The following is a 19,500-nucleotide window of genomic DNA, read 5'->3' on the forward strand; positions in this document are numbered from 1 at the left end:
GAGCGGGGAGATATCCGGCCGTACGTGGGGAATTCCGTGGCCGTCAGTGGGGCGGTAAGTGGCCGCCTATGGGGAGCTTTTCACGGCCGCCGTCAGGCCGCGCGGGGCACCTTCAGCTTCGGGTCGATGCTCGTGACGACGGCGGTGCTCTTCGGCTCGCCCGTCGCCACAACCCCCTTCTCCTTGAGGCTGGCGATATCGGTCTGAGCACGTACCAGGGCCGTGCCGGCCGCGTACCTCTTCAGCTCAGTGCCCTCAAGGCTCGCCTGGGAGTATGCCTTGGCCTGCTCATCCCAGAATTTGGAGTAGGCGGCGAGTACGGCTGTCTTCTCCGCGGTGGTCAGATCGGCGGTTGGCGTAGTCGATGTGGTGGAAGAGGCCGGAGCGGGAGTCGCCCCGCCTTTCCCTGCGGAATCTGATTCGCTGCTGCACGCCGAGAGTGCGAGCGCACCCGCGGAGAGGATCAGGCTGAGCTTCTTGGGATTCCAGGTACGAAGTCGATTCCGCTCGCGCCGTACTGTCCGTGCCACTGCGCCTCCCCGTGCGTCTACCGACGGTGTCTCTCGACCTGCAGCGCGCTGCGCAGGGTGTGGACCTGATTCCGGTCTCAACTGCCACAGCTGGCGGGTCTGTCCTCGTACGTTACGCAAAGATCCTCCAACAACACAGTTCGTTAAGGCAGTTCAGGGCCGGTATGACGGGCGCAGAACATGCCTTGCCCCGTTGGGCGGGGAGTCGCCGCCCGCATTTGTGCCAGCTCGTCCCGCCGGGGCTCACGGCTGCCGGGGGAACGCGATAGTCACGCGCCTGTTCTTCTCCCTGCCGGAAGCGGTCTTGTTGTCGGCGATGGGGCTGTTCTCGCCGAACCCCTGGACGGTGTAGGTGACGCCGGTGCCGAGCTCCTGGCGGAGCGCGTCGCGTACGGCTTCGGCCCGCTGACGGGACAGGGTCAGTCCGTGGGCAGCCGAGCCGAGATCGTCGGTGTATCCGGCGATGGTCGCCTTCGTGGCGTGCTGGCTGCTGATCTCGCGGGCGATGGCCCGGATGCGGGCGCGGGCGGCTGCGGTCAGCTCGGCGCTGTCCTTGCCGAACAGGATCTTCGCGCCGAGGGTGACCTTGACCTGGTCGGTGGTGTCTTCGCGGCGCTCGTCGACGGTGCCAGAGACGGTGGTGATGTCGGCGGTGATGATGCGCAGGTCTTCGATGACCGGCGGGGCGAGGGTTGCTCCCGGCTGGAGCTGCCCGTCTGCAGAAGGGGTTTCGTCGGCCTGGGCCGACGCGGCCCCCGTGGTGAACATGAGGAGGAGCGCGGCCGGGATGAGCAGGGCTGTACGCCGGTTCATGGTCAGCCGCCCATCTTGAAGGTAGCGACGGGGAAGGTCGGCAGCTGGAAGCCGAGCTCGGTGCTGCTCGCGGGCGGGGCCGGGAACTGGGCGGTGAAGGAGACGGCCTTCCCCGCTTCGATCCTGCCGATTCCCGTGGTGCACAGGCACAGGCCGGTCGTGTCGCGCAGGACGTAGTAGCGCTTCATGCTGGCCTCGTCGACCAGCGTTGCGCCAGCGACCGACTGTGGGCTCTTGGGCATGTCGCGGTAGTCGCCGCGCCAGCTGCTGGTTCCGTAAAAGTGGGCGCTGGTGTTGTTGGTGATGGTGCCGCGAATGGTCAACCACTTACCTCCCTGACTGCGCTCTGCTGCGGTGATGCGCATGGTCAGGTCGCCTTCGCCGTCGACCTGGGCCAGCGGCTGGCCGTCGGTCTGGGCCTGGTCCACGCTGTCAGCGGGGGCCGCGGCTCCGCCCTGCTGCTGTGCGGCGTTGCCGGCGGGGCCTGCATGGCCGGCCGGTGCGGTCTTGTCGTCGGTCGTGGAGCAGGCGGCGGTGCCGGCGAGGATGAGGACGGCGGCCGCGGCGGCGATCAGAGTGTGGCGGTTCCGGGGCGTGACGGGGTTCATGTGCTTTGCCTCCTAGGGCTTCAGGTGGGTGGGGTCGACGGTCGCGGGCCAGATGGTGATGGCGTCGCCGTCGTGGCTGACGAACTGGTCTGGGTGGGCCGCGCGTACGGCGGTGAGGTCCCAGATGTCGAAGGTGCCGAGCAGGATCACCAGGTGGTTGTGATGCGTGGTGATCTGGCGGGCGCCGGTGGGCCAGATGGTGATGGCGTCGCCATCGCGGGTCGCCTGCCTGGCGGGCAGGGAGGTTCTGACGGCGTGGAGGTCTTCGTCGGTGAAGGGGCCGCTCAGACGGATGAGGGTGCCGTGCCGGCGGACGCGCCGGGTGCGGGGCGGCCAGGTGACGACCGGGGACACGGTGGGAGTGGGGCCCTCGTGGCCGGCGGCGACGGTTGTCTCGTCGGCGCCATCGGCGGTGCGGGTGTGGCCAAGCACCGCTTGCTCCGCACCGCTCAAGGCCGCTTCCCTTACGCAAACCTGCCTCTGTGATTCAGGCATGAGGAACCCCCGTAAGTAGAAATCTCTTGCGACTAGGCGGGGCGATCAGCCGTTGCGGCAAACATAGAGTGTTTGCGTATGGGAAGTCTAGTGATTTGCTTCGTCTCATGTGCCCGGTCCGCCCGGCCAGTTCGAGCGATCCTGACGTTGCGGCTCCTGCATCACCTGAGACACCCCGGTTCCGAATCACTGGTTCTCTCCTCGCTTTCGGCAGGCACACTTGCGGGCCCGCCCTTCCTTGTCGGTGATCCATCCGTAGTCGCACTCGTCGCAGTACGGTTCCGGCCGGGCTGCTGCCCGGGGCGTGGCCGAGGGGGGAGTCCAGTGCTCCAAGTGCCGCTCCAGGTCCAGCCAGGTGGGCTGGCGGGCCATGTCGGCGGCGGCCTGCAGCAGCACCTCCTGCGGCGTACCGGAGGCGGCCAGCGCCGCGGCGGACCGCGCGATTCGATTGGCGCCCAGCACCGGGACCGCGAATCCGCGCTGCTCCCGAGCCTTCGCCCAGACCTCCGCGACCTGCTCACCCACCGGACGCAGCCCAACGGCCGGCTGTACGGCGGGAGGTGAACCGCCGCTGGCGGCCGCGACGGCCATCTGCTCGACGCCGGGCGCGGGTCCTGATGTGCTGTGGGGGAGCGGGGTCTCTCTCTCGGTCCTCGCCGGGCTCGGGCGGCTGCCGCCGTCTGGGCTCCGGTCAGAGGAGAGAGAAGAGTCTTGTAGTTGAAGTCTTTTTTCTTTAGCCGACGGGTTTCCGACGATCGGCTCACCGACCGTCGGAAACCCGTCGGTCGGTGCGACCTGCTGTTCTTGTCTGTTCGTGCTGGTCGCACCCGAGTTACGGGATCCCGTCACTCGGGTGGGCCGCGCAGCACCCCCCGTACGCGGTGCCGGGGCGGGCGGCTCATCGGCCTTCTGGCCGCGGGGGTCGAGCCAGGCCGGCTCGATGCGGATCGCCCGCGCACCTTCCACGTCGGCGAGCATGTCGGCGACGTCGTCGTGGCTGAACGGAAGGTCCGCAACACTGAATTCGGTGCGCCACTTGCCGGTGGCCGCGTCCTGGATCTTCAGCTTGACGACGTAGCCGCACTTCACGAGGTTGCGCATGGCCCCGGTCAGGGCCTCGCGGCCCGGCTTGCGCTTCCGGGCGGTCGATTCGACGGTGAACTCGGCTCCGTCCGGGCAGCGCAGGGCGAGGGCCAGCAGCCCGACGTCCAGGACGCTCAGACGCAGGTCGTCGACGGCCCGGTTGTCCAGGGCCACAAACCTCGGTGGGCGGGTACGCAGCTTCTTCATCGGTGCTACAGGTCCATCCACGAGCGGCGGTCAGCGGGCCCGGACAGCGGCGTCCACACCGCCGCGGACGGCCCGTGGTGTTTGAGGTCCTCCAGTACGGCGGCGCCGAGCTGGACCTGCCCGGCCAGCTGCGCCACCAGCGCGTGGCTGGCGGCCATCGCCCTCAGGTCCTCGATTCGGCGCTTCAGGCCAGCAGTGGGGGCTCCGGTGACGATGAACAGCACCCGCGGGAAGCGCGGGTAGAAGCGCTGCCAGGCGAGCATCGCGGCCTGGTCGGCAACCGTGCCTCGCCGCCCGCCGGGGGCCTGGGGGGTGTAGTCGTGGAACCGGGCGTAGGAGATGAGCTTGCGGGCTAGGCGCTCGCTGCTCATGGTGGCCCGGTCCACTTCGACGAATGCCCGGTACTGCAGCCGCCGTGGCGCCGTGGCGGTGTAGTGCAGGACAGCGTCGGCGATCAGCTTGTCCTCGCCGCCTGTGTCGGGGAGCCGGTGGGCGATCTCGGGCACCCAGTCCAGCGGCCCGTACTCGTCCCCGCGTCGGCGGGCATCGGCCAGGAACGCCAGATGCGCGCGCACGTTGGTGAGCGTGTGAGCGGCCCGCAGCGAGGCCTCCGTGGCGCTGCCCGGCGGCTGTACGGTGCGGCCGCGGAGCTCCGGCCACCCATTGACGACCCGGGCGCCGCGGGCGGTGAGGAACCAGGCCCGCAAGCGGCTGCTGTTGGGCAGCACGGTGTAGGAGACCAACTTCTCCTCCCGCAGCGTGTTCAGCACGGTGGAGGTGGTCTGCCGGACCGCCATGGCGAGCATTTGGTGCATCTGCGGGGTGGTGACCAGGCGGTGCTGGGCGAGCAGCGCCAGGGCCCGGTGGGCGGCGGTGTCCTCCATGCTGGGCTGCAGGTCTGCCCCGGCATCCTCCGCAGCCACGGCGTCCAGGCCGGCGGTGTCGAGTTCGGTGCTCATACGTACTGCTCCTGGGGGTTGGCGTCAGCGGACGGGAGGTTCGGGCCGGCCGGGCTCGGAGAGGCCGGCCCCTGCCCGCCAGGCCCAGCGCCCGGGCCAGGCCCGGGCCCGGGGCCCAGGCGGGTGAGGAACGCGCGGACGGTGATCTCATGCGTGGAGGCGACGGCGGTCAGCGAGCCGAGCGGCCAGGCCCCGGTGTTGGTGTGAGCGGCCCGCAGCAGGGCGCGCACCTTGCCCGGCCGAGCCAGGCCTTCAAAGACTTCGCTCAGTTCCGGGCCGCGGATCAGCAGCGGCCCGATGCGCTTGCCGGCCACCGTGAACGACGCCCAGTGCTGGTACCGGTCCAGCTCGGCGGCGTCCGCGGGATTGACCTGGCCGTTCCACTCATCGGTGATGTGCCGGATCGCTTCCACGGATCCGGCCGTGGTGGACAGACAGGAGGCGTTCTGCAGCAGCGCGGTCCGCACATCCGAGGAGAGGCGGTGCAGCAGCTGCGTCATGCCGTGCATACGGACGCCGAACTTCCTCAGCTGCTCGGTGATCTCCGCCAGAGAGGTGGAGGCGGCACCGTCCAGGGAGATCAACTCGTCCAGGTACAGGCGGAACGAGCGCCGCTGGCGCTCGGGAGTGTCGCGGCGGGACAGCCCCGCGCGGAGCATGTCGCGCACCAGCAGGGACACCAGCAGCCGGTCGGTGGGGCCGGTACCGGCCGGGCAGATCCACACCACGCTGGCCTCGTCCATGGCCTTGCGGATGTCGTAGCTGCCGGTGGGGGAGCCGAGGAAGGCCTTGATGACAGGAGAGGCGGCGAGCCGGTCCAGCGGGTTGAGGACGGTCGGCAGGGCATCCTTCGGGATCTCGGGGAACGACGTCATCCACCAGCGGGCGGCTTCGGCATCCAGCCGGTCGACGACCAGCTTCCGAAAGAGGGGATCGGTCAGCAGGGGACGGATCTGGAACACGGTGGCCTGGCAGTCCGCAGCATCGGCGGCGACCGCCTGGGTGTTGATGGCGACGAGGGCCTCCACCGCCTTGGTGAAGATGGTGATCGCCCGCGGCGCATTCGCATCCCCCCACCCCAGCGACGTGGCGAACGCGTCCACGGTCGCGGCCACCACCTCGTGCGGGGCCTGCCCGCTACCGGTCATGCTCAGCGGGTTCCAGCACGCCAGGCGGTCCTGCGGATCGCGGATGGTCAGGTCGAACAGCCACGCTCGACGCATGATCGAGGGGTGCGCGAGGTAGGGGGCGACGGTCGCCCACGAGTCGCGGTGCGGGTCGACGAACGCCAGCCCACGCCTTCCGTGCGCACTGGCCACGGCCTGTACGAGCGCCCGCATGGTCTTACCCCACCCGGCCTTGCCGACCTGCACCTCGAACAGGGTGTCGTCCTCCCGGGTGGCGATGAGGCGCTCCCGGCCATCCGGTCCGCGGTACCAGCCCTGCGGCAGCAGACTCTTGCCCGGCTCGTAGGTGGGGATGTCGCCGGCCAGCAGCGGCAGCCTGGCATGCACAGTGGGGGGCTTGAGCAACCCGGCGAGCTCCTCGACCCGCGCCCAGGAATCCCGCGCCGGGCGGATCAGCCCGCTTGCCCACCGAGCATCGAACCGCTCCCGCCACGGCCACCGGTCCGGACCGAACCGCAGCGGCCCCCACGACGCCCCGAGCGACGACAGGCGGGTTCGGGCCGCGTACACATCCAGCGCCGCCTCGATGTGCCTAAGGCGCCGCTCCGCCCGGCCCACCGTGTTGGAGGCGCAGCGCACCAGCAGCTGCACCCGCACCAGACCGGTGTCCTCGACCAGCTTGCCGAGCGCCTTGTCCCGGTCGACCCGCGGCGGCCGCGGCGTCATCAGCAGCCGCCGTCCCTCACCGCCGCGCTGCTCCTTGGGCACCAGATATTTGGTGACCTGCCAGGACAGGGCGTCCTCCATCGTGGCGGCGTCCTGCGTCATCCACCGGGCCTCCCGCCGCGATTCGCGGCGGGCCTGCTGACGAGCGGCGTCGACGACCTGCCAGCGCCGCGCACGCAGCCGCCACTTGGAGGCCGGGGAGATGTCCAGGCACACTTCGGCGACGTCGCCCAGATCGGCGCGCAGGTCAGCGACGGCGTCGATGAGTGGCTGCAGAGGGTCCGGCTCCAGCGGCACGTCCCGCAGCCGGGACCCGGCGGTGCCGTGCAACACGAACACCGCCCGCACCACATGGTCACGCTTCTTGTCCCGCACCGGGCGGGCTGGCTCGGTGCGCACCCGGGCGTAGGGGGTCTGCAGCAGCAGGTGCCGCGCGGAGGCCGGGCCCTCGATCCGGTACGACAACGGCTTCGTGCCATCGGCCCGCAGCCTGATCCGCACTGTTCGCGCATCCCGCGGAGTCCACCACGGGCCCGCGCTCGCGGCCCGGATCAGCTGCGCGCCGAACCTGAGGATCTCCTCACCACCGGTCTCGAACTGCCTCGAGGGCAGCAGCTCCACACACGTGCGCTTCGACAGCGCCCGGGCGGCCAGACGGCGCTGCAACCAGGCCCAGCCGCACCAGACCACAGCGCCGGCGAGGCCCAGCCACCAGGCGTTCGCGTACAGCCAGTTCGCCAGCACCCACGCCGCCTCGGCGAGGCCGACCGCGCCGTTCCACACCAGCTGGGGCGCGGAGGCAAGCGTTACCGCACGGGGGTCCATGAGTCTCCTTCACGGGTGAAGCGGACGGTCCCGCTGCGGCCGTCCAGATAGGTGCCGGACGGATCTGAGCCGGCCCACACCAGGTGCACCACCGCGGCGCCTGTGTGGCCGCGCTCGCGGCGGGCGATCGCCGCCTGGATCCGGAAGCGCGTGTAGTTGGCTGACGGGACGGTGCTGGTGAAGTAGTGCGGCCACCGCCGGCGGCCGACGTGGGTGACTTCGGCGGTCCACACCGCCTTGCCCAGGGCCACCAGGCGCTGCGCGGTGCCGTTCGGCAGATCCGCAGGGATCGCTGCCTCGAGGGCGTCTTGCACGATCGGATCGGCGGCCGGCCCCGATCCGGGCGGCGGAAGCTCGCTCGCCGTAGCCGACGGCGACGCCGTACCCGCGCGCGGCGTGATCGGGTCGGGCCGGGCCGTCGGTACACCGGCCGGGGAGGCGCTGGAGGCGGCGACGGTGGCCAGGTGCGCGTAGGCGCTCGGCGAAGCGGCAGGCGCGGGCGGGGGGCTGCCCGGCACTGCGAGGGCGACCAGAACACTTCCGCCGACGGCCAGCACCGCTGCGGCGGCGAGCAGGGCGCGCCCGGAGAAGCGGGCGGGAGGTCGAGTGGTCATAGCAGCCGCGCCCCTCCCGCGAAGTCCGGCATCGCACTGACGGGGTCGATGCGGACCGGCTTGCCGGGCCTCGGCGCGTTGATCATCTTTCCGTTGCCGAGGTAGATCCCGACGTGGTGGATGGTGCTGTCCCTGGTGGGGATGTAGCCGTAGAACACCAGGTCACCCGGTTTGAGCGCCTTGTATCCGGCGGAGGCGGGAATGCGGCGGCCAGCTCCGGCCTGGGCGGCGGCGGTGCGCGGCAGCCTGATCCCGGCGCGGGCGAACGCATACGTGGTCAGGCCCGAGCAGTCGAAGCCGACGACCGTGCGGCCGTCCTGTCCGCCCGGCGAGCAGCAGATCCCCCGCGACGGACCGCTCGCGTTGCCGCCGCCCCACGAATACGGCACTCCCCGCTGGCTCAGCGCTGCCTCGAGCACCGTGCCGACCGTCCCCGTCACCCCTTCGAGGCCGGTACCGGACTGCAGGGAGTCGTAGTGGTCGATCTGTGACATGACGTCATCGACATACGCGGTGGAGTGGTTGTAGGCGTAGAGCGCTTTGCGGAGTTGGCCGCTGTCGGCGAGGTTGCGGCCCTTCCCGCACAGATAGACCGCGGCGGCCAGGGCGGCGTCGTCCGCGTTGTGCGGGTCGATGCGCCGGTCGCCGTTGCCGTCCCGCCCGTAGATACGGAACGTGGCAGGGAGGAACTGGAACGGGCCGACCGCCCTCTCGAAGGCGGTGTCGCCGTCCCACAGCCCTTTGTCGGTGTCCCGGATCGCGGTCGTGTTGCCGCCCGCGCCGGAACCGTCCAGGCGCGGCCCCAGGATCCGCGGCGTAATCTGCCCGCTCGCGGCGACCGTACGCCCTGCAGCGTGGTTCGACTCGATATGGGCGACACCGGCCAGGATCTGCCAGCGCATCGCCCGGCACTTCGGAACGACGCCCGTCACAGCGAGCGCGGCACTCTTGTACGCGGCGAGCATCCGCTCGGGAATCCCCGCCGCCGCTCCGCTGATGCCGCCCCGTGCCGAGGGGCCAGCGAGGCTGTTCGCGGCGGACATCATCGCGGTCAGCGGCGCCGCGCAGCACACCGCGCCCACCAGCAGCAGCACGGTGAGGCAGCCCATCTGCCGCCACGCCCTCACTCGTCCTCACCGCCCCACCGAGGCTGGTTGTCCCAACTGGTGCGCTGCGCGCGCATCAGGGCGTCGAACACCCGCCGGCGTGCGTCGGTCGCCGGGTCCTCCGGCCGCACCGCCGCAGTGTCTTTGCCGCCGGCGCCACCGCGCGGGCCGGAGTCGTCGACGGTCGGCGTGGAGGTGAAGATGGCCGCGCCGGCGGCCGCATCGCGGGCGGCGGTCCTCACCCGCGTCGCCGGGTCGTGGACAGCCCATGCGGTGGCGGCGCGCTGGGAGACGTGGTCCACGGTGCCCATGACGGCCTGGCCGACCGGCTTCCACTGCTCGGCGTCCTGACGGACTTTGTTCGCGGCCACCTTCAGCTGGGTCTGCGCGTCCTGCGTGTACTCACTCGCCTTGCGTCGTCCCGCCTTGACGTTCCCGGGCAGTCCGATGGTGGCGCCGTACCCGATGCGGGCAGTGCGGCTGGCGATGCGATAGCCGCGGTAGCGGGAGGCACGGCGGTGGATACGGGAGCCGAGCAGCCCCCGGTCGGTGTTCGGGTCGTGGAGGATCTCCCCGGTCTTGCTGTTTGCGGTCACCGGCCTGCCGCCGACCTCGCCGCTGGGGCCCGCACCGTCGCCGCCTCCGTGGGCGATGGCACGCAGGAGCTTGATGGATTCGTCTTCCTCTGGAGGGCGGGGACCGATCAGCGCGCCGTGGGCGCCCCCCACCGCGAGGCGCGCACCGGCCATGCCGAGCGCGAGCGGGGCCAGGCCGCGGCGGCCTTCGGCCATGGCCTCGCCGAGGAGACGACCGGGGTCGAACGACATGCCGGTGCCATCGCTCATGGCGGCGAGGCTGCCGAGGACGCGGTGCCGCATCCCGAGCGCCCGATGCGCGTACGAGGGGCCGGCGAGCAGACCGGGTGAGGCTCCAAAGCCTCCGCCTCCGGGCAGGTTCATCGCCAGCGCTGCACCCAACTCGCTGGTGTCGCCCGGCAGGTGGGTACCGCCGACCTTGGCGAACCGCATCCGCATCGCGAGGCGCTGACCGAACTGGCTGGCGGCGGCGAGCATGCGGCGGTGGAAGGCGAGGAACGCGATCGCCAGCGCATCGAGCAGCAGCAGCCGCTCCACCATCAGGTCCGGCCCGCTGTCAGTGAGCAGGACGTCGACCGCGATCCCGAAGAACGGCAGCGCCATCGCGGTGATGAACATGATCATCACCGACACGATGAACACGCCGAACCAGCGCCACACCGCCATCCGGGACGGGCCGGGCAGCATGCCCCACACCCAGGCGATGCCACCGACAGCGGCCGAGCCGACGTCCGCGGCCTGGGAGCCGAGGAGCACCAGTGTCGTCGAGACCACCAGCAGCGCGATCACGATGACCGCGATCAGCAGCAGGAGCACCGCCCCGACCCGGTCCCAGGACGGCTTCCTGGCGTACTCGGCCGCCGCTGCACCGCTTTCACCTGCTTCTTCGAGGTCCTTGGTGAACTTGTTGAACCGCTTCTCTTCGGGAGTCTCAATCCGGTCCACCAGGCTCTTGTCGCCGGGACCGGTGTCGAACGACGGCCCTTCGTCGCTGTTGCAGTACTCGTACGACGGCGTCCCTTCAAGGAGCCGGCACGGGTCGTCCTTGCTGCCTGGCTTGGGCTGCTTGCTCTCGTAGCCGCCCTTGACCCACTTCAGGTGGACCTTGTATGTGTCCTTGTCGTCCGCGCTCTTCGGATCGAGGGTCCGGCCGTACTGCAACAGCATGTAGGGCTTGACGACCAGCGCGTTGGTCAGCGCGTCCTGCAGAGGCCGCGCGACCGCCTTCGCCTGGGCCTCGCTGCTCGAGCACGCGTCATTGGCCGGACCCATCACCAGATCACACGGATCATCCGCAGGCGCAGCGCTCTTGCCGAAGTAGCTGTTGGTGGTGATCGAGGCAACCTCGAGGGCAGCCTGGTGCGTCTGGTCGAGCGGCCCGTCCTTGGCGAGCAGGTAGTCGGGGCGGATGAACGCGCTCGCAGCGAGCGCGGCGATGAGCAGCGTGAGGACGATCTCCCCCAGGCCCTTGCCGATCTTGCCGCGCATGAACAGGATCAGCCCGAAAATGAACGCCCACCCCAGCAGCAGGCCCTTCAAGCCGAGTGCGCCGACGACATGCGTGTTGTAGGCGTCGGCGGCCTTCTGCGCCGGTGCGAGCAGGGCGGTGATGAGCGGGAAGCCGAAGGCGAACTCGATCAGCCAGCACACGAGCCCGACCAGCAGCCGCACCAGCGTGAACAGGCCCCCGAGCAGCAGCGACTGGATCTGGCCCGTGACGTTGGTGACCCCACCGGCGTCAGCGCCGAGCTCGTACCCGGTCAGCGAGACGCCTTCGGAACTGGTGACGTTCAAAGGGGCGAGCAGTCCGCCGGCCTCCGAGGGTCCGCCGGCGTCGGCGGCCGCCGCCACGCTCGTGTTCACGGTCAGGAACACGACGACCAGCAGGGCGACGAATCCGGCCGCACGGAGCGTGCCGCGATCGAATCTCCTCACCGGACCCGCCGCCCCGCTGTCGAGGCCAGAGCTATGGCGGCGGCGATGGCTGCGGTGGAGAACACCAGCAGCCAGGCCGCCTGCTCACTGCGAGCCCTGCCGGGTACGGCGGCCGCGGCAGGCACGGCGTTCCCCGGGGCGGGCGTGAGGCAGTAATCCCGCGCAGGGCCGACGATCAGATCGCACGGGTCGTCGCGTCCGGCCGCCGTGGCGTCGGTCGCAGCGGCGGCTGGCACAGTCCTAAGGTCGGCTCCCACGATCGGGCGGGGCAGCACCCAGGTGGCCACGATGCAGGTGAGCAGCAGGACCCCGGTGGCGACGCACAGCAGCATTCGGATCCGGGACGGGGGCGTGGGGTTCATCTCGGGCTCCTGGCCGGTGCGTTGGGGGCGGGAGTGGTCGCGGTACGAGGCGGTCACCGGGGCGCAGGCCCCGGGTGCCTGGCGTGTCCGCGGGCCGGTGGCGGGCGAGCACCGCCCACGCCGGGCTATGGGCGCCGACGCCGAGCGGACGCCGGCGGCCATCAGCCGGTGGTCTCCTTCAGAGGCGGGCATGTGAAGCTCCCGCCGTGGTGGCGCGGTCGTGCGGCGCGCTGGCGTCCTGCTCGGTGAGGGTCACCGGCGGTGTGCTGTCGGTAGCCGTGGCGGCGCCGGGTGTGGTGAAGATGGCCTGCTGGATACGCGGCATGGGCGGCACATGGACCTTGATCCGGCCGACCTGCATGCGCGGGTCGCGCAGCAGCATCTCGCCGTCCCGGTCCGGCTGTCCGACGGGGGAGAGACCGGTGGTGACCAGCCGGATCAGGTCCTCGGAGTTGTCGTCCAGGCCGAGGAACGCCAGCCCCTTGCGGGCTCGGGCATGGTCGCTGGTGCGGGCGAGGACCTTGTAGGCGAGCAGACCGGCGTCCTTGCCGAGCTCGTCCGTGTCGTGGGCGCCGAGGAGGCAGCCGGCGCCGTGCTTGCGGCCGTCGTGAAGGATCTCGTGGACCAGCGCGCTGCCCTCCGCGGAGGAGGTGAGCCAGTAGCACTCGTCCATCGCCACGGTGCAGAACCGGCCCGGATCGCTGAATGCCGCCTGCCGCGCGATCGCCGCGATCAGATACAGCACCGCCCGCCCGATCAGCGCCTCCAGGGGCTGCTGCCGCAGCACGTCGATGTTCGCGAAGGCCTCGCGCGGTGGCAGGGTGAGCCCGGTGGTGGTGACGACCACCATGTCCGCGCCGAGGTCGCCGTCCAGCGTGACCGGCGGCAGCTCGGGGTCGAACACCATCGACGCGAGCGGGTTGGAACTGACGATCTGCAGCAGGTCGTTCATCGTGGCAGCCGCATCCCTGCGGGTGGCACCCGTCGATCCGTCATCCGCCAGGTGCTTCAGGACGTCGAGGACGGCGGCCATCGACGGGTTGGGACCGGCGGCGGCCTGCTCGACCGCGTGGTGCAGCACGGCTCCGGCCGCCGACATCGGCCCGATGCCCAGCTGCAGGGTGAGGTAGGACAGGGCGTAGTGAGCGCCGGTAGGCCCGCCGAAGACCCGCAGCGGGTCGATGGACAGCTCGGCCTTGGCGGCGTCGATGACCTGGCACCGTGCCCCGGCGGCGGACTTGCCGAAGGTGGCCCACTCGCGGATCGGGGTCCGGTCGATCACGATCGCCCGCCCGCCCCGGTCGACGACCGCGGAGGCGAGGAGTTTCTCCAGCACGCTCTTGCCGGCGCCGAGGTCGCCGACGATGCCCACGGAGGCGGAGGCGTTGCGCTGCGGGGCGTCGGCGATGTTGAGCAGGACCGGGCGGATCGTGCCGCAGTCGAGATCGACGCCGACCATCAGCCCGGTCGGATCGCCGACACCGGTGTTGGTGAAGGCCCCAAAGGCCGCCCAGTCCTCCGACAGCTGGTGCTGGGTGAACTCCCGCACCGCAGCGGGCCGGGCCGACCCGGGCAGGCCAAGGGCGAAGAGAGCCTCCTGCATGCCGTGCGGGCGCACCGCCCGGTAATCCCCGCCGGACAGCAACGCGGCCAGCGCCCGGGCGCGGGCATCACACGTGGCCGCGTCCGGTCCCCACACGGTGAGCACGGTCACCGACTGGACCTCGACTTCCACGGAGGTACGCGACAACCTGGCGTCCTCCTCCGCCAGGTCCCCGGCCGCTTCCGGCAGAGAATGCGGCATGCCGGTGGGCTGCGCGCCGTACTGCTCGGCCTGGTCCAGCAGCTCCTTCTTCTTCCGCTGTACCTGCTCCTTGGCCCGCGCGGCGGGAACCACGTTCAGGTCGACGGTGAAGTCGACGGGAAAGTCCAGCGATTCGAGCTGCGCGAGCAGGTCCGCGGCCTCCACCGACTGCGACGGCGGGAGCTCGGCGAGCGCGAGGTGGGCCTGGTAGCCGGTGCCGGCCTCGCACTCGACCTGCAGCCAGCGGCGCAGCAACGGGGAAGCGCCATCGCCCCGCCACCACGACTGGCCGCCCTGCGGCCTGCGGGGCTTCGACTTCGGCTTCCTCTTCGTCTGGCCGTCCGCGTTGCCGTCGTCGGCGGTAGGCCGGCCACCTTCGGCGAGGCGGATCTGCCCGAGCTCGGCGTAGGAAGGGGAGCGCAGCTGTCCGTCACGCACCCGACCTCCGTACAGCGGCGACTGCTCGGCATGCGCGAGCAGCGGCTCCTGAAGACCGCGGTGCACCGCGTGCTGAACCATCCACACGATCTCCGCCGGCGTCGCGGGCCGCAGGGCAAGGCCTCCGCCGAGCGCCACCTGCACCCTGCTTGCCTGCTCGGTGTAGTCGGCCACCTCGTCCGCAGCCACCGGGGCCGGGGGGAGACCGAGCGTGCCCGCGAGCTCCGCCCACATCGCCGAACCGGCCTGGGCAAGATCGAACCGGCCGTGCGGGGACGACAGCGGCGCTGCCAGCCACAGCGTGCGTCGGTGCATCTCCTGACCGGCTAGCAGATCCAGGCCGGCGGCGGTGGTCTCGCACCAGGCCGGACGACGCTGCCAGTCGACACCGTCGACCATCTGATCAGCGATCTCCCCCGGGTCGACCCGCGCCGCGAGCCCGAACACCCTCGGTGCCCCGGCCAGAGACCGCACCAGCGCGGTCACCCGCCCGAGCAGTTCGTCCCGTACACGGGCAGGGACGTAGCGGCCGCCCATCGGCTTGACGCGCCAGATCGCCCATACGCTGCCCGACGTGGACCACACCAGGTGCCCGGCGATGTGCCGAAACGGGATCCGCATCACGACCTCCCGCTCTGCTGGTTGCTGTGGGCTTCGTGCAGCAGCCGGGCCAGTCCGCTGACCGGCACCGGCCGCACCGCCGCCTGGGAGGGGGCGGGGGAACGACGACGGCGGGCATGCGCCGCCTTTCCGATCGGCACGGACACCGCGGCTGGCGCGGGCTCGACGACGAAGCGGCCCGTGAGCGTGGTGGGCCGTCGGTCGCGGGCAGCCCGCCCCCCGATCCGGCCCGCCGGGTGCTGCGCGAGCAGGGCGATCCAGCCGAAGGCGGCGGTGAACGGGGACCGGCCGCCGATCTTCGCGCCGCGCACCGCCCAGATCGCCACCAGCCACAGCACGATCGGCACCGGCCCCAGCCACGACCACCACGCAAAGGTCTTGATCAGCAACAGCGCGCCGCCGCCCATCACCACCAGCTGCGCGGGGGTGTAGGGGCCGAACCAGATCACCCAGTCGCCCAGCTTGCCCAGCACCCACGGGTGCCGGCGGGCGGCGGTGTAGACCCGGGCGATGCGCGGCCGCGGCGAGGCCTGGGCGCTCACAGCACACCGCCCGCCGACCGGTCCGGCTGCCCGGAGACCACCACAGTGGGTGCCCCGGCCCCGGTGGCCGGGTTGTTGACCTCGTCCTCGAAGAGGTTCGCCAAAGTGGTGCGGGAGTTGTAGATGCCCAGCGCCAGCACCAGGCCGATCAGGGCGCCGATGCCGGCCTTCAGGGAGACCTTGCGGACGACGGTGATGACGACGATCGCGATCAGCGCAACCTGCAGACCCTTGTCGCCCCAGTCCTCGAGCGTCGCGAGCCAGGAGTCGCCAAGCTGGTCGAGCTTCCCGGCCAGCTGCACACGGGCTTTCACTTGGCCGCACCCCCGACCGTCGCACGGGTGGTGGGCAAGGCCTTCGACGTGGCGGTCTGCGCCGGGGCGCCGGCCGGCAGCGCGGTGACTTCCCACCGGCCCGAGCGGGCGGTCGTCGTCAGGGTGTAGACGAGCGGCCACCGTCCGCCTGCAATGTCCGTGGCCGTGACGTGAGCCTGGACTCGCACCACCGTGCCGTCACCCGGCACTGCACCATCGGCCACCTCGGAGTCGGCCGCGGTCCGGTCGACGGCCACCGACCGATAGCTGGATCCGCGCACCGCGGCCAGCTCCGTACCCGGCGACAGGTAGCGATCGACCTCGCCGACACCACTGAGGTACGCGGCGAAGAACTCGCCCAGCGAGGACACCAGCGCACTGTCGGCAGGCAGCGGATCCTCGAACGGCGACTCCGCCACCTTGGCGGTGCCGGGACCGGCAACCTCAGCGGGAGCGGCAGTCACAGTGAAAGCACCGGGCCCGCTCGCGCTGTCTGCCGCGGCGACCGGCACGGCGAAATACCGCACGATCATCTTCGCGTCCGGACCCTCCGCTGAACCGCCCTTCTCGTCACGGACGGTGAACTGTGCGGCGACGACGACCGACCAACTGCTGTCGTCCAGCCGCGCGCTGCGCACGGCCACAGTGCGCGTGAGGGACTGCGCAGCCGCCTGGCCGGACCGGTCCGGCAGATCGACGTTCGGCGCGAGCACGCGCACGGTCTGCGCAGTGCTGCTGTCGGCCGCAGCACCGTCGCTGCGCAGCCACAGGTCGCAGAACAGAGTCGCCACCCCGGCCGGATCCACGGTGCGCAGCGACGGCGGCGCGGTGGGTGTGGGTTGCGCAGTAGCCGTGACGGTGCGGGGCATTGCGCACGAGACAGCCAGCGCCACCGGGCCGGCCGCGAGCGCCGCCCACACCCCGATCCGGGTGAGCGAGACGCGTCGGTGCGCGGTCCGCAGAGTGCCGACGGACGCGCTCGGAGTGTGCAGCGGACGGGAGGCAGGGGCGGCCACAGGGGCTGGCCTTCGTCGAACATGAGTGGGCATGCGAGGGCTCCTGGGAAGAGGGCGACCGGGCGTTGCCCCTAAGAAACCCGGCACCACTCACCGATTCGCTCACCACCAGAACCCGGTTGAAATCACGGTTGAGCAACGGCGTTCATGGTGAGTTCCTGCCATGCCTGGTGAGTCGGCCCTGCCGCTCACCATGCCTGGTCACAGGCCCCTTCTCTCCGCCAGGACAGGGATCGCGAGACCGAGCGAGCCGGGCCGGAAGCCAGGAATTTCCGAACTCACCACGGCGTCGAATCCACTCACCACGTCCGACGGCAGGAACTCACCACGGCCGACGTCGGACCTCACCACGATCGGGCCGCCGGGCGGGGAAACTCACCACGCTGACCGGCCGGACTCCCCATGGCTCCTCACTGCCCCGGCGGGCCGACGCCTTCCCGTTCACGTGCCCGCCGGGGCGGTCACCGTCGGGGCCCGTACGGCTGCTGCTCTGCCCGGCGATCTCCAACCGCGGTCGGCGCAACGCCGCGGACACGATCCCGCGCAACTGATTGCGCAGCCCGATGGCGTGTGCCAGACACGGGATTGCGCAGCCGTCGCGACGGCGACCAGACGCCGTCCTGCGCACTGCGCAATCGCGGCGGAAGGCGGATGCGCAGACGATCGCTCAACCGCCTACGACACGCCGCTTGGGTGCCCAGCCCTCAGGAACCGAACCCCCTGCGCTGCGCCCTCCACGCACCCTTCCGGTGATGTCCGTACGGATTGGATCGGGGGATCAACGACGGCGCGCCCCTCGAGAGTCGCTACGTTCTGCCACCGAGTGGCCGCCGGTCGGGGTGGTCCTGGACTCCGAGCAGTTCCATGAGAGCGGCTCGGGCGCCTGCGGGCGGTGATGGGGTGTGAAGCGCCGCAGGCCGGAACCTCGGTCCTTCGGTGAGGGCGTCAGGCGAGGGCGCCGACGCGGTGGGCGAACGCCCGTACGCCGGGCAGGGTGCGGTCGTGCCGCATGAGGCTGGCGGCCATGGTGCGCACGGTGTCGCGGCGGACTTCCTGGGGTGCCGCGTGTTCCGCGGCGAGCAGGGCGCGGTAGCAGCGGTCGGCCTTCTCCCATTGGTCGAAGGCGCGGGCGACGTCGATCCAGTACCGGGCCTGGCGCTCAGTGGTCGGCAGCGCTGTGGGGTTGATGCGACGGGCGTGCTCGATGGCTTGGCCTGCGTCGCCGAGCAGGTGGCTGATGGAAATCTGGTGGAGCAGGACCTGGCTCGGGCCGAAGACGCTGCCGCGCAGCAGCGCGTCGTGGCCGAGCTGTCCCGCGGTGGTCTCCGCCTCGGTAATGAGTGCGTGGGCGGTGTGCCGGTCGCCCTGCTTGGCGGCGGTGTAGGCCGCGGTTGCGTACAGGTTTCCAAGGACGGACAGCCGTTCGGTGGCATCGGTCGATCGGTCGGCGGTCAGCTGCTGGGCTGCGGTAACAGCGACGTCGGTGGCACGGGTGTAGTGGCCTTGGCGGCGCCAAGCGGAAGAGACCATGCGGTGGGCCTCGGCGACGGTGAGCGCGTCTGCGCCGCCGAGGGCGGCGGTCAGCGCCCGGTCGGCGGTGACGGCGGCCAAGCCGTCCTCGCCGAGTTTGATGCACAGGCGCGTGGTGGTTGTGTAGAGATCGGCAATCGCAGTCGCTGCCTGTTCCGGGTGACCAGCTGAGCCGAGGGCCTGCGCGAGCGCGATGCGGGTGGGAAGTGCGCGGGCAAGTGCGTCGTAGCGGCATGCGCTGAAGTCGCGGCGCGAGGCATCAACCGCTGCGGTGACAGCGGTCGGCGTGGGATCTGGGTTTGCAACGGTGCGTTGCCGGTGGAGCAGCAGGTCTTCCAGACCGGACAGGCTTGGTCGGGTTGGGTGTGCGGCTGCCGTGGGGCCGAGGACCGCGCTGGTGGTGGCTCCGGCCAGGGTGGCAAGGAGTTTGCGGCGTCGCACCGGGTCGTCCCCTTCTTCGCCGAACAGGTCCTGCGGGCCCAGCCTAGTAGTGCCCGGAAGGTGCTGATCGCCAGATCCCGCACGGGTCGCCCGCTCACTGTTCGGCGCCAGGCCCAGCAGGTCGGGCGGGATGTCGAGGTACTCGGCTACCTGCCGGAGCAGCCGCACGTCCCGCATCGGCTGCTTGCCGCGCTCCATCCGCGACAGCGAGGCGGCGGTGTAGCCGATCGCCGCTCCGAGCTCGGCAAGTGTGACATCGGCCGAGCGGCGGGCTAATCGGACGATCGCCCCGGGGTCGCGGCGGGCAAGGGCGTCGCGCATGGCGGCCGAGCGCCAGATCGGCTGTGTGCTGTCCATGGCTCACCTCCTACGTGTCGATTGTCCCGTCAGGAAGCCGCCGAATGTGAGGAGTTGCAAGCCGTTTACGCCACGTGCAAGCCGTTTGCGCCCCGACGGGCTGCACCTCCCATTGCCGCCCGGGAAGCGGTGTCCTCGGCGGTGCGGCGGCTCGCGGTTGAAGCGAGCCGCAGATTCCCAGGAGGTGAGATCGATGACGGACAAGGGTCCGGCGACCGGGGGCGGCTGGGCGTCGATCACCCACGCGACCGCGATCAGGCGGGACGCGGTGTACGACCACCGTGCTCAGCAGGCCGTTCTCAGCATCGAGTTGCACCACACCGACGGCCGGACCACGGAGTCGACTCTGGTCCTCACCCCGGACCAGGTGGAGCTGTACGCCATCCAGTTCGCACAGCTCATCGCCAAGCGCGAGCGGGCCCGCCAGGCGGGCCGGTGACCGACGCACAAC

17 protein-coding genes are annotated in these 19,500 nt (G+C 71.0%); 1 reads left to right on the top strand and 16 read right to left on the bottom strand.

From position 1 onward, the window contains the following. Window positions 1–92: 92 nt before the first annotated feature. The 16 genes from AC0699_RS34950 to AC0699_RS35025 form a co-directional block, all read right to left on the bottom strand. Complete coding sequence (locus AC0699_RS34950; protein ID WP_478668652.1) at window positions 93–530, bottom strand: hypothetical protein; 438 nt, start codon at window positions 528–530, stop codon at window positions 93–95. Between the two features lie 243 nt (window positions 531–773). Continuing rightward, the gene (locus AC0699_RS34955) at window positions 774–1,343 is read right to left on the bottom strand and encodes an OmpA family protein (protein WP_478668655.1); all 570 of its coding nucleotides are present in this window, start codon (window positions 1,341–1,343) and stop codon (window positions 774–776) included. A 2-nt stretch (window positions 1,344–1,345) separates the two neighbouring features. Then, on the bottom strand, window positions 1,346–1,951 hold the full coding sequence (locus tag AC0699_RS34960) for a hypothetical protein (protein WP_478668659.1): 606 nt from the start codon (window positions 1,949–1,951) through the stop codon (window positions 1,346–1,348). Window positions 1,952–1,963: 12 nt separating this feature from the next. Next, window positions 1,964–2,383: a hypothetical protein gene (locus AC0699_RS34965; RefSeq protein ID WP_478668663.1), complete on the bottom strand. Its 420-nt coding sequence runs from the start codon at window positions 2,381–2,383 to the stop codon at window positions 1,964–1,966. A 249-nt stretch (window positions 2,384–2,632) separates the two neighbouring features. Further along, window positions 2,633–3,736, bottom strand: a complete 1,104-nt coding sequence (locus AC0699_RS34970) for a hypothetical protein (RefSeq protein WP_478668667.1) — start codon at window positions 3,734–3,736, stop codon at window positions 2,633–2,635. A 5-nt stretch (window positions 3,737–3,741) separates the two neighbouring features. Beyond that, window positions 3,742–4,695, bottom strand: a complete 954-nt coding sequence (locus AC0699_RS34975) for a replication-relaxation family protein (protein ID WP_478668670.1) — start codon at window positions 4,693–4,695, stop codon at window positions 3,742–3,744. Further along, window positions 4,692–7,373, bottom strand: a complete 2,682-nt coding sequence (locus tag AC0699_RS34980; protein ID WP_478668673.1) for an ATP/GTP-binding protein — start codon at window positions 7,371–7,373, stop codon at window positions 4,692–4,694. Before AC0699_RS34980 ends, AC0699_RS34975 begins: the two co-directional genes overlap by 4 nt. Continuing rightward, window positions 7,355–7,987: a hypothetical protein gene (locus AC0699_RS34985; protein ID WP_478668677.1), complete on the bottom strand. Its 633-nt coding sequence runs from the start codon at window positions 7,985–7,987 to the stop codon at window positions 7,355–7,357. The genes AC0699_RS34980 and AC0699_RS34985 overlap by 19 nt, the downstream gene beginning before the upstream one ends. Then, window positions 7,984–9,096 carry a C40 family peptidase gene (locus AC0699_RS34990; RefSeq protein ID WP_478668680.1) on the bottom strand — a complete coding sequence of 371 codons (1,113 nt, stop codon included), beginning with the start codon at window positions 9,094–9,096 and terminating at the stop codon, window positions 7,984–7,986. The genes AC0699_RS34985 and AC0699_RS34990 overlap by 4 nt, the downstream gene beginning before the upstream one ends. A 14-nt stretch (window positions 9,097–9,110) precedes the next feature. Next, on the bottom strand, window positions 9,111–11,624 hold the full coding sequence (locus AC0699_RS34995; RefSeq protein ID WP_478668683.1) for a hypothetical protein: 2,514 nt from the start codon (window positions 11,622–11,624) through the stop codon (window positions 9,111–9,113). Beyond that, window positions 11,621–12,178 carry a hypothetical protein gene (locus AC0699_RS35000; protein WP_478668686.1) on the bottom strand — a complete coding sequence of 186 codons (558 nt, stop codon included), beginning with the start codon at window positions 12,176–12,178 and terminating at the stop codon, window positions 11,621–11,623. Before AC0699_RS35000 ends, AC0699_RS34995 begins: the two co-directional genes overlap by 4 nt. Beyond that, window positions 12,165–14,849, bottom strand: coding sequence for an ATP-binding protein (locus tag AC0699_RS35005; RefSeq protein ID WP_478668689.1), 2,685 nt, complete (start codon window positions 14,847–14,849; stop codon window positions 12,165–12,167). Before AC0699_RS35005 ends, AC0699_RS35000 begins: the two co-directional genes overlap by 14 nt. Then, window positions 14,849–15,391 carry a hypothetical protein gene (locus tag AC0699_RS35010; RefSeq protein ID WP_478668691.1) on the bottom strand — a complete coding sequence of 181 codons (543 nt, stop codon included), beginning with the start codon at window positions 15,389–15,391 and terminating at the stop codon, window positions 14,849–14,851. The genes AC0699_RS35005 and AC0699_RS35010 overlap by 1 nt, the downstream gene beginning before the upstream one ends. Continuing rightward, the gene (locus AC0699_RS35015; protein ID WP_478668695.1) at window positions 15,388–15,705 is read right to left on the bottom strand and encodes a hypothetical protein; all 318 of its coding nucleotides are present in this window, start codon (window positions 15,703–15,705) and stop codon (window positions 15,388–15,390) included. Before AC0699_RS35015 ends, AC0699_RS35010 begins: the two co-directional genes overlap by 4 nt. Further along, complete coding sequence (locus AC0699_RS35020) at window positions 15,702–16,721, bottom strand: conjugal transfer protein (protein WP_478668697.1); 1,020 nt, start codon at window positions 16,719–16,721, stop codon at window positions 15,702–15,704. The genes AC0699_RS35015 and AC0699_RS35020 overlap by 4 nt, the downstream gene beginning before the upstream one ends. Before the next feature lie 945 nt (window positions 16,722–17,666). Further along, window positions 17,667–19,049, bottom strand: a complete 1,383-nt coding sequence (locus AC0699_RS35025; RefSeq protein ID WP_478668701.1) for a helix-turn-helix domain-containing protein — start codon at window positions 19,047–19,049, stop codon at window positions 17,667–17,669. A 193-nt stretch (window positions 19,050–19,242) separates the two neighbouring features. Between AC0699_RS35025 and AC0699_RS35030 the strand changes: the two genes are divergently transcribed. Next, window positions 19,243–19,488, top strand: coding sequence for a hypothetical protein (locus AC0699_RS35030; RefSeq protein ID WP_478668704.1), 246 nt, complete (start codon window positions 19,243–19,245; stop codon window positions 19,486–19,488). Window positions 19,489–19,500 lie beyond the last annotated feature (12 nt).

The sequence above is a fragment of the Streptomyces sp. NPDC043870 genome, from assembly GCF_056435785.1.

Coding starts and splice junctions, on each gene's coding strand:
- AC0699_RS35025 (WP_478668701.1), bottom strand. CDS start 19,049: ATGGACAGCACACAGCCGATCTGGCGCTCGGCCGCCATGCGCGACGCC.
- AC0699_RS34960 (WP_478668659.1), bottom strand. CDS start 1,951: ATGAACCCCGTCACGCCCCGGAACCGCCACACTCTGATCGCCGCCGCG.
- AC0699_RS35005 (WP_478668689.1), bottom strand. CDS start 14,849: ATGCGGATCCCGTTTCGGCACATCGCCGGGCACCTGGTGTGGTCCACG.
- AC0699_RS34980 (WP_478668673.1), bottom strand. CDS start 7,373: ATGGACCCCCGTGCGGTAACGCTTGCCTCCGCGCCCCAGCTGGTGTGG.
- AC0699_RS34990 (WP_478668680.1), bottom strand. CDS start 9,096: ATGGGCTGCCTCACCGTGCTGCTGCTGGTGGGCGCGGTGTGCTGCGCG.
- AC0699_RS34955 (WP_478668655.1), bottom strand. CDS start 1,343: ATGAACCGGCGTACAGCCCTGCTCATCCCGGCCGCGCTCCTCCTCATG.
- AC0699_RS35000 (WP_478668686.1), bottom strand. CDS start 12,178: ATGCCCGCCTCTGAAGGAGACCACCGGCTGATGGCCGCCGGCGTCCGC.
- AC0699_RS34985 (WP_478668677.1), bottom strand. CDS start 7,987: ATGACCACTCGACCTCCCGCCCGCTTCTCCGGGCGCGCCCTGCTCGCC.
- AC0699_RS34975 (WP_478668670.1), bottom strand. CDS start 4,695: ATGAGCACCGAACTCGACACCGCCGGCCTGGACGCCGTGGCTGCGGAG.
- AC0699_RS35030 (WP_478668704.1), top strand. CDS start 19,243: ATGACGGACAAGGGTCCGGCGACCGGGGGCGGCTGGGCGTCGATCACC.
- AC0699_RS34970 (WP_478668667.1), bottom strand. CDS start 3,736: ATGAAGAAGCTGCGTACCCGCCCACCGAGGTTTGTGGCCCTGGACAAC.